We start from the raw sequence: 5958 nt of genomic DNA, 5'->3' as shown, positions 1-5958 counted from the left end.
CGACGGCGCGCTCGTGCAGCAGGTCCTCGACATTGCGGAGCGAAAGGGGAAAGCGAACGTCCATCATGACCGCCAGGCGGATGATCTCCGGGCTACTGTGAAAACCCTTGAAAGGGCCTGTTTTCGTCACGAACAATGGCTGCGAAACCACCCTGCCCGCCTCAAGCAGATTTGCTCTGACAATGCCCCCTGATCCTCACCGCAACGTTCATTGTTGTCGTCGTCTCAATCATCGTGCAAGGGCCTACCATCGCGCGTCTGGCCAAATTTCTGATGCGCGACTCGGCGTCGAGTTAGGAGTCGCCAATCACGAACGGGCTGGTTGCGTCGCCTTCATCACGTCTCAGAAACTTGAAGCAGCGCTTTCCAGCCTGATCGCATCATGGAGGCGCATGATCGTCTCGCGATCCGACGTGGGCGCGCCGCCGCTGCATCTCTCCATGACATCCAGCAATCGTGCGACAAGATCGTCATCGCTGATCCCGTACCGGGCAATCGCCGCGAACGCCGGACAGGCCAAATCTGCGAAGCTAACCGGTGCAAAAGCGACCCGCAGTTTCATGTCCTGATCCGTGATCCGGCCCGACGGGAAATGCCGATCTGCCAAAAGCCCAAGCACCTCGGCCAGCCGATCCAGGCAATAAAGCGCGGTTGTCGGGTCGTTTACCCCCGGCGACAAGGCACGTTGCGCAATTTACACAATCCGCCTGAGCGAGAACTCGATATCGTATTCGGGCGTGCGCTCCTGACCAAACGAGAACGCATTGCGAAGGTCGTCAGCAACAGCTTCGGAGACCCGGCCATAGGGGGATGCAACGACAAGTGACCCAGTATTGGGAACAAAATTGCCGATCCGACCCCCTACCCGGACAACAAGATCATTGTCGCTGGCGACCTGCAGTATCCTGTCAAGATCGATCGACTGTATGTAGCCGCTGCCTGACGCGACCACAGACCGGCTGTCGTCGTCAAAATCTGGCGGCAGAGCCTCCGCCATCAGTGTCTCGGGAAAAGGCGCTGACGTATGGACGGGCTCCGGGAATACGCGCTCAACGGTCTTGCAGGCCTCTGCCGCAAGATCGGCCAGAATGGTCTCGATGCGGATTGAGGTCGCAATGTGGTGGATAAAGTAGATGAGCGTCGCAAGGCTCGCGACTGCCAGGATCAAACCGAACATTACGGCGATCAGCGGCACGAAGTAGGAATTACCGCTTCCCCGAACGGAAGCAAGGACCAACAGGCAATAGACGAAGGTGGAGAGGAACGTTCCAAGCACAATCTGATTGCCGCGATCCCGCATGAAATTGCGCAGCATTCGGGGGCCAAATTGTGAAGATGCCAATTGCAGGGTCAGCATTGTCATCGAGAATGTGACGCCGGCGACAGTGATCATGGACCCCGCGATAGCCGACAGGATCGCGCGCGCACTCTCCGGGCCAAAGGCATAGGTCCATTCGTCGATCCATCCAAGCCGTGACGCCTCGAGGGTGTCCAGCAGGATCAGAACGATGGCCGTTGCCATGGCAAAAATTGCCATGACCGACGGTAGAAACCAAAAACTGCTATGCAGTCGGTCCCATATTCTTGAAATGAATTTGAAATGGCCGCGCATCATTTCCCGCACCCCGGCCGGGAAACTGTCATGGGCTCATTTCACCTTGTCTCGCGAACGACATGTCTGCTTCGAATGCGTTGATCAGATGATCCTTGAGGCTTTGCAGTCACTCCGACCGCCCGTCTTTTTCGTCGGATTTGGTGACACGGGTCTTGCCTGCGGGGCGTTCGTTGGCGCGCTTCAACTCATCCCGCGTGCCGATGTCACGCGGCAAACGCCCACCAGAACGCCCTGCTTGGGAGACTGTGCCTTTGGCACCAAGGGCGTGGTCGAAGTCGTCGGGTTTTGGGGTTTTATCGCGGATCATCGCTTTGCCTCCAATTGTTCAGTTACGAAAATTTCTGCACTCAGCGAAGGCCGAAAAAGCCCAGGATGAACAAGACGATGACCACAAGGCCGACGACGTATACGATCCGGTTCATTGCATTCCTATCTGCTCGAAGAATGGTCAATCGTCATCTACCTCGCTGAGCTTAGCACATCGAGGTAGATGACGATTGACATGGATCAGTGTGCAGCGTGCGGCAACGCCGTTTTGGCCTTCACCGAGGCTGCGACAGCCAATATCACCGAACGTGCGGCAATCCCGAGTCTCATCCGACATCTCCTTGAATGTGGCGGCAAAGGCCGCTCTGCCCTCATCAAATCGGAAATGACCGGAACGCACACTGATTGCATCACCCTGTGCACTGCAATCAGGGATATCATCGCGATGAGGGAAAGAGCTTTGGAGTGTGGGCCTTGTGCCCGGCTGCAGCCCCCACCTCAATTCATGCTGGATTTTGCGACACTACCCCCTCGAAGACGGCACCACTGAGGCCTGCACCACCAAACGTCACGTTTTCGAGCTGCGATCCGACGAAGCTTGCACCGCTGAGGTCCGAGCCAACGAAGCTCACACCGCGCAGGCTCGCTCCGTCAAAAATCGCGATGTTCATGGCCGCACGGTCGAATACGATATTGCTCAACTGGGCAGAGGCGAGATTGATGCCCATTAATTTACGCTCAGAGAAGTCCTGCCCATCGAATACGCAACCCTCACAGTTGCCGAGCATTTTAACGTCGGCAGATTGATCTAAGCTTCTGGCATAGAATGCAAAAGTGGAGGCAGCCGCGAGGATACCTGCGATCATCAGCCCGAGGATTGTTTGGCTCATAGTGTTCATTCGTCGTTCTTTCTTGCGCCAGTATGATGAGCGGTTCCTACGAGCAGAGCCAACATGAAGCGCTGTCTATACCCCCGAGACCAGCCATCCGTTGTAGGCGGCATAGGCACCTAGGAAAACGAGGCCGGTCCAGCGTCCGATCCGTCTCCAGGCCACGACCGCAACGATCAGTGCAATTGTGGCCGTCGACATGACCCATACATCGAGCTGTGCGATCTGCGGCGGGATTGGAATCGGCCAGACGAGTGCGGTAATGCCCAAGATGCCCAGGATGTTGTAGATGTTCGACCCGATGACGTTACCGAAGGCAATGCCGGATTCGCGCCGCAGCGCCGCCATGACGGACGTCACCAGTTCGGGCAGCGAGGTCCCTACAGCGACAACCGTAAGCCCCACGACCGTCTCGCTCATTCCCCAAAGAAGTGCGAGTGTCACCGCTGCGTCTACCGCCAATCGAGCCCCCACGATCGTCACTGCGATCCCGCCGAACGCCAAACCAAGTGCTATCCAAATCGGGCCGGGCATTGAGGTGCTTTCAGGGAAATCTGGAGCTTCGCTTGCTGCGACGGTGGCACGATCGCTTAGGTATGCGACCAAGAGATAAGCCAGCAACGCGAGGATCAGGACAGCCCCCATCCACTGGTAGAGTGACCCGATAAGGATTACGCCGACAGCGAGCATGGTCGCGATTGCAAGGGCCGCCCCATCACGGCAAAAAGAGACAGGATCAATGGACAGCGGCATGATCACCGCTGCTACGCCAAGGATCAGGAGAATGTTGGCAATGTTCGATCCGACGACGTTGCCGATCGCGATGCCCGGAAATCCGCCATAGGCCGCTTGCAAACTTGTGACCAGTTCCGGTGTCGAGGTTCCAAAACCAACAAGCGTCAGGCCGATCAGGAGAGGGGATACTCCTAACTGCGAGGCTACGGATACCGCACCTCGCACCAAAGCCTCACCACCAGCAACAAGCAGGGCAAACCCGAGAAAAAGCTGGAGATAGACCATCTATCTGACCGTCCTGTCATATAAGGTCGGCGAGCGCATGGGATGCGCGGTTCGATGCCCTTGGTAAGGGAAATGGGTTGCCAGCCATCCAACATTCAAGGGTTCTCGTAGAACATTTAATTGTCGCCCCACCTCAATAATCAAAAAAGGGTTTGCTAAAGCTGACTTTGGAGCAGCTGCCGCGAAAGCCAGCTAGATCTGCAGAGCGGTCATTGGTTCGGTCCGCGGCGAATGACTGCATCGAGCCCTTCCAAGGGTGCTGTCAGAAGAAAAGTTGGGGCCCGTTCTTCCCTGCCTACCCTCTGTGGTGCAGGATCCACTTTTCCTTATTTGCTTGACTAGAGCCAAGCAGGCGACGGCGATCAGCACTGAAATTCCTATGTCGAAACTTACCGGATCAGTTCAATCTGACAAGGCCCTTCGCGGGGTTTGATGCTGTGAATACCAGCCCCTCAAAATTCCGACAAAGCGAAATGAATCCGGTAATCTGGCGGTATGACCGACGCAGCGATGATGAAGGCGGTAATCTTCCGCCGGTACGGGCCACCGCAAAGGCTCTCACTTCAGGAGGTGCCTGTCCCGCGACCGGCGCCGGGTGAAATCCTGGTGCGGGTACGCGCGACGACGGTTAACCGCACCGACACCGCCACACTTCGGGCGCACCCGTTCTTTGCCCGGGCGATGACAGGGCTTCTGCGCCCGAGAATGCAGACGCTCGGTATGGATTTTGCTGGGATCGTGGATGGGCTGGGCGACGGCGTGACCGCTTTTCAGTCGGGCGACCGGGTTTTTGGCCTTTTGCCTGAGAGATTCGGCGCCCATGCGGAATACCTTTGCCTGCCAGCCGACGGGGCGCTCGCCCACATTCCCAGAGATCTTCGTTTTGACGAGGCGGTGGTCGGTGAGGGCGCATGGTATGCCAGCTCAACGACCGGTCTGCTTTCAGAGGGCCAACGGTGTCTGATCTACGGCGCGTCCGGGGCCATTGGAACCGCTGCGGTTCAACTGGCCAAATCTCGGGGTGCGGAGGTGACGGCCGTCGTCGGAACGCGGCACCTGGACCTTGCCAAGCGGCTCGGCGCGGACAGGATCATCAACTACGAAGATGAAGGTTTCACCAGCATCGCTGAAACCTTCGATTTGGTCTTCGACGCCGTGGGGAAGATCTCTTGGTTCACCTGCCGCAGGCTACTGAACCAGAACGGGATATTCGCCGCGACTGATCTTGGCCCCTATTGGTCAAACATCCTTCTGGGTATCTGGTTCGGGATCACGGGCAGCCGCCGCGTGCGGGTCCCTTACCCGGAGAACGCACCAGAATTCGTCCGGTATCTCGCAGAACTGATGGCAGAAGACCGGTTCAGGGGCGTCTTTGATCGCAGCTATCCCTTGGAAGACATCGCCGAGGCCTTCCGATATGTGGAAACGGGGCAAAAGACTGGAATCGTTGTGATCGACGTTCAATAGAAAGGCACGGCGGCGGCCTGACATCAAAGCTTGATCACCAGTTTGCCTTTCACGTCACCAAAGCCAGTACGCCGCAAAGCCTCTGGAACCGACGACAGAGGCAACACGGCCTCCAGATGCGGTTCGATCTTCCCCGCGACGGCCATTTGCGCGACGCGTTCCGTCAGCTTCCGTCCGCTGGGAACCATCAACATCCCGATAGATTTATTCTGAAGACGAAATCGCAGACCGCCAAACACGAGTGACAGCAAGACTCCCACATTGCCGCCCAACGCCCTGTAGATGCCCCCATCGGACAGAGCCGGTGCGATCTTGGCCGGGCCGCGCGTGGCGACCATGTCCAAAATCCGGTCCCATTGCTGGCCAGTTCGGGCAAAATCCTGCGCGCGGTAATCAATAACCTCATCGGCCCCCAAGGACCTCAGCCAATCGATCTTGCTGGCGTTGTCCACAGCGGTGACATGCGCACCTGCCGCTTTCGCCAGTTGCAGCGCCATGGTTCCCGATCCGCCACCGGCCCCATTGATCAAAAGCCTGTCGCCCGATTTTAGACCGTCTGTTCCCGCAACCGCGATACCGCCAGCCTGAGGCAAACAAGCCGCAACCTCATCAGAAAGCTCGTCTGGCACCTTAGCCATATCCGCGGCAGCGACGCAGGCATATTCTGCGAAGCCGCCCCGCACCAACACAAGGTCGCCC

Annotated in this window: 5 protein-coding genes and 2 pseudogenes; 1 reads left to right on the top strand and 6 read right to left on the bottom strand. The window is 57.6% G+C overall.

Annotated elements, in window-relative coordinates; translation table 11 throughout:
• From Q1B15_RS16785 to Q1B15_RS16765, 5 genes and pseudogenes are all read right to left on the bottom strand, one after another.
• Positions 1-130, bottom strand: a pseudogene (locus tag Q1B15_RS16785) (IS6 family transposase); the annotation flags it as partial.
• Positions 131-343: 213 nt separating this feature from the next.
• A pseudogene (locus Q1B15_RS16780) lies at positions 344-1612 on the bottom strand (DUF2254 domain-containing protein).
• A 109-nt stretch (positions 1613-1721) separates the two neighbouring features.
• Positions 1722-1922: a hypothetical protein gene (locus Q1B15_RS16775; RefSeq protein ID WP_299755794.1), complete on the bottom strand. Its 201-nt coding sequence runs from the start codon at positions 1920-1922 to the stop codon at positions 1722-1724.
• Between the two features lie 463 nt (positions 1923-2385).
• A complete protein-coding gene (locus tag Q1B15_RS16770; RefSeq protein WP_299755791.1) occupies positions 2386-2781 on the bottom strand; it encodes a pentapeptide repeat-containing protein in 396 nt (131 codons plus the stop codon).
• A 66-nt stretch (positions 2782-2847) separates the two neighbouring features.
• Positions 2848-3792, bottom strand: a complete 945-nt coding sequence (locus tag Q1B15_RS16765) for a calcium/sodium antiporter (protein ID WP_299755789.1) — start codon at positions 3790-3792, stop codon at positions 2848-2850.
• Between the two features lie 495 nt (positions 3793-4287).
• On the opposite strand from Q1B15_RS16765, the gene Q1B15_RS16760 reads away from it, so the two are divergent.
• Complete coding sequence (locus Q1B15_RS16760) at positions 4288-5259, top strand: NAD(P)-dependent alcohol dehydrogenase (RefSeq protein ID WP_299755788.1); 972 nt, start codon at positions 4288-4290, stop codon at positions 5257-5259.
• Positions 5260-5282: 23 nt separating this feature from the next.
• Here the strand turns inward: Q1B15_RS16760 and Q1B15_RS16755 are convergent.
• On the bottom strand, positions 5283-5958 hold a 676-nt coding region (locus tag Q1B15_RS16755; protein ID WP_299755785.1), incomplete at its 5' end, for an NAD(P)-dependent alcohol dehydrogenase.

The sequence above is a fragment of the uncultured Boseongicola sp. genome (assembly GCF_937988555.1).
Classification (GTDB): domain Bacteria; phylum Pseudomonadota; class Alphaproteobacteria; order Rhodobacterales; family Rhodobacteraceae; genus Boseongicola.
This window is presented reverse-complemented; position numbering and strand designations above follow the sequence as displayed.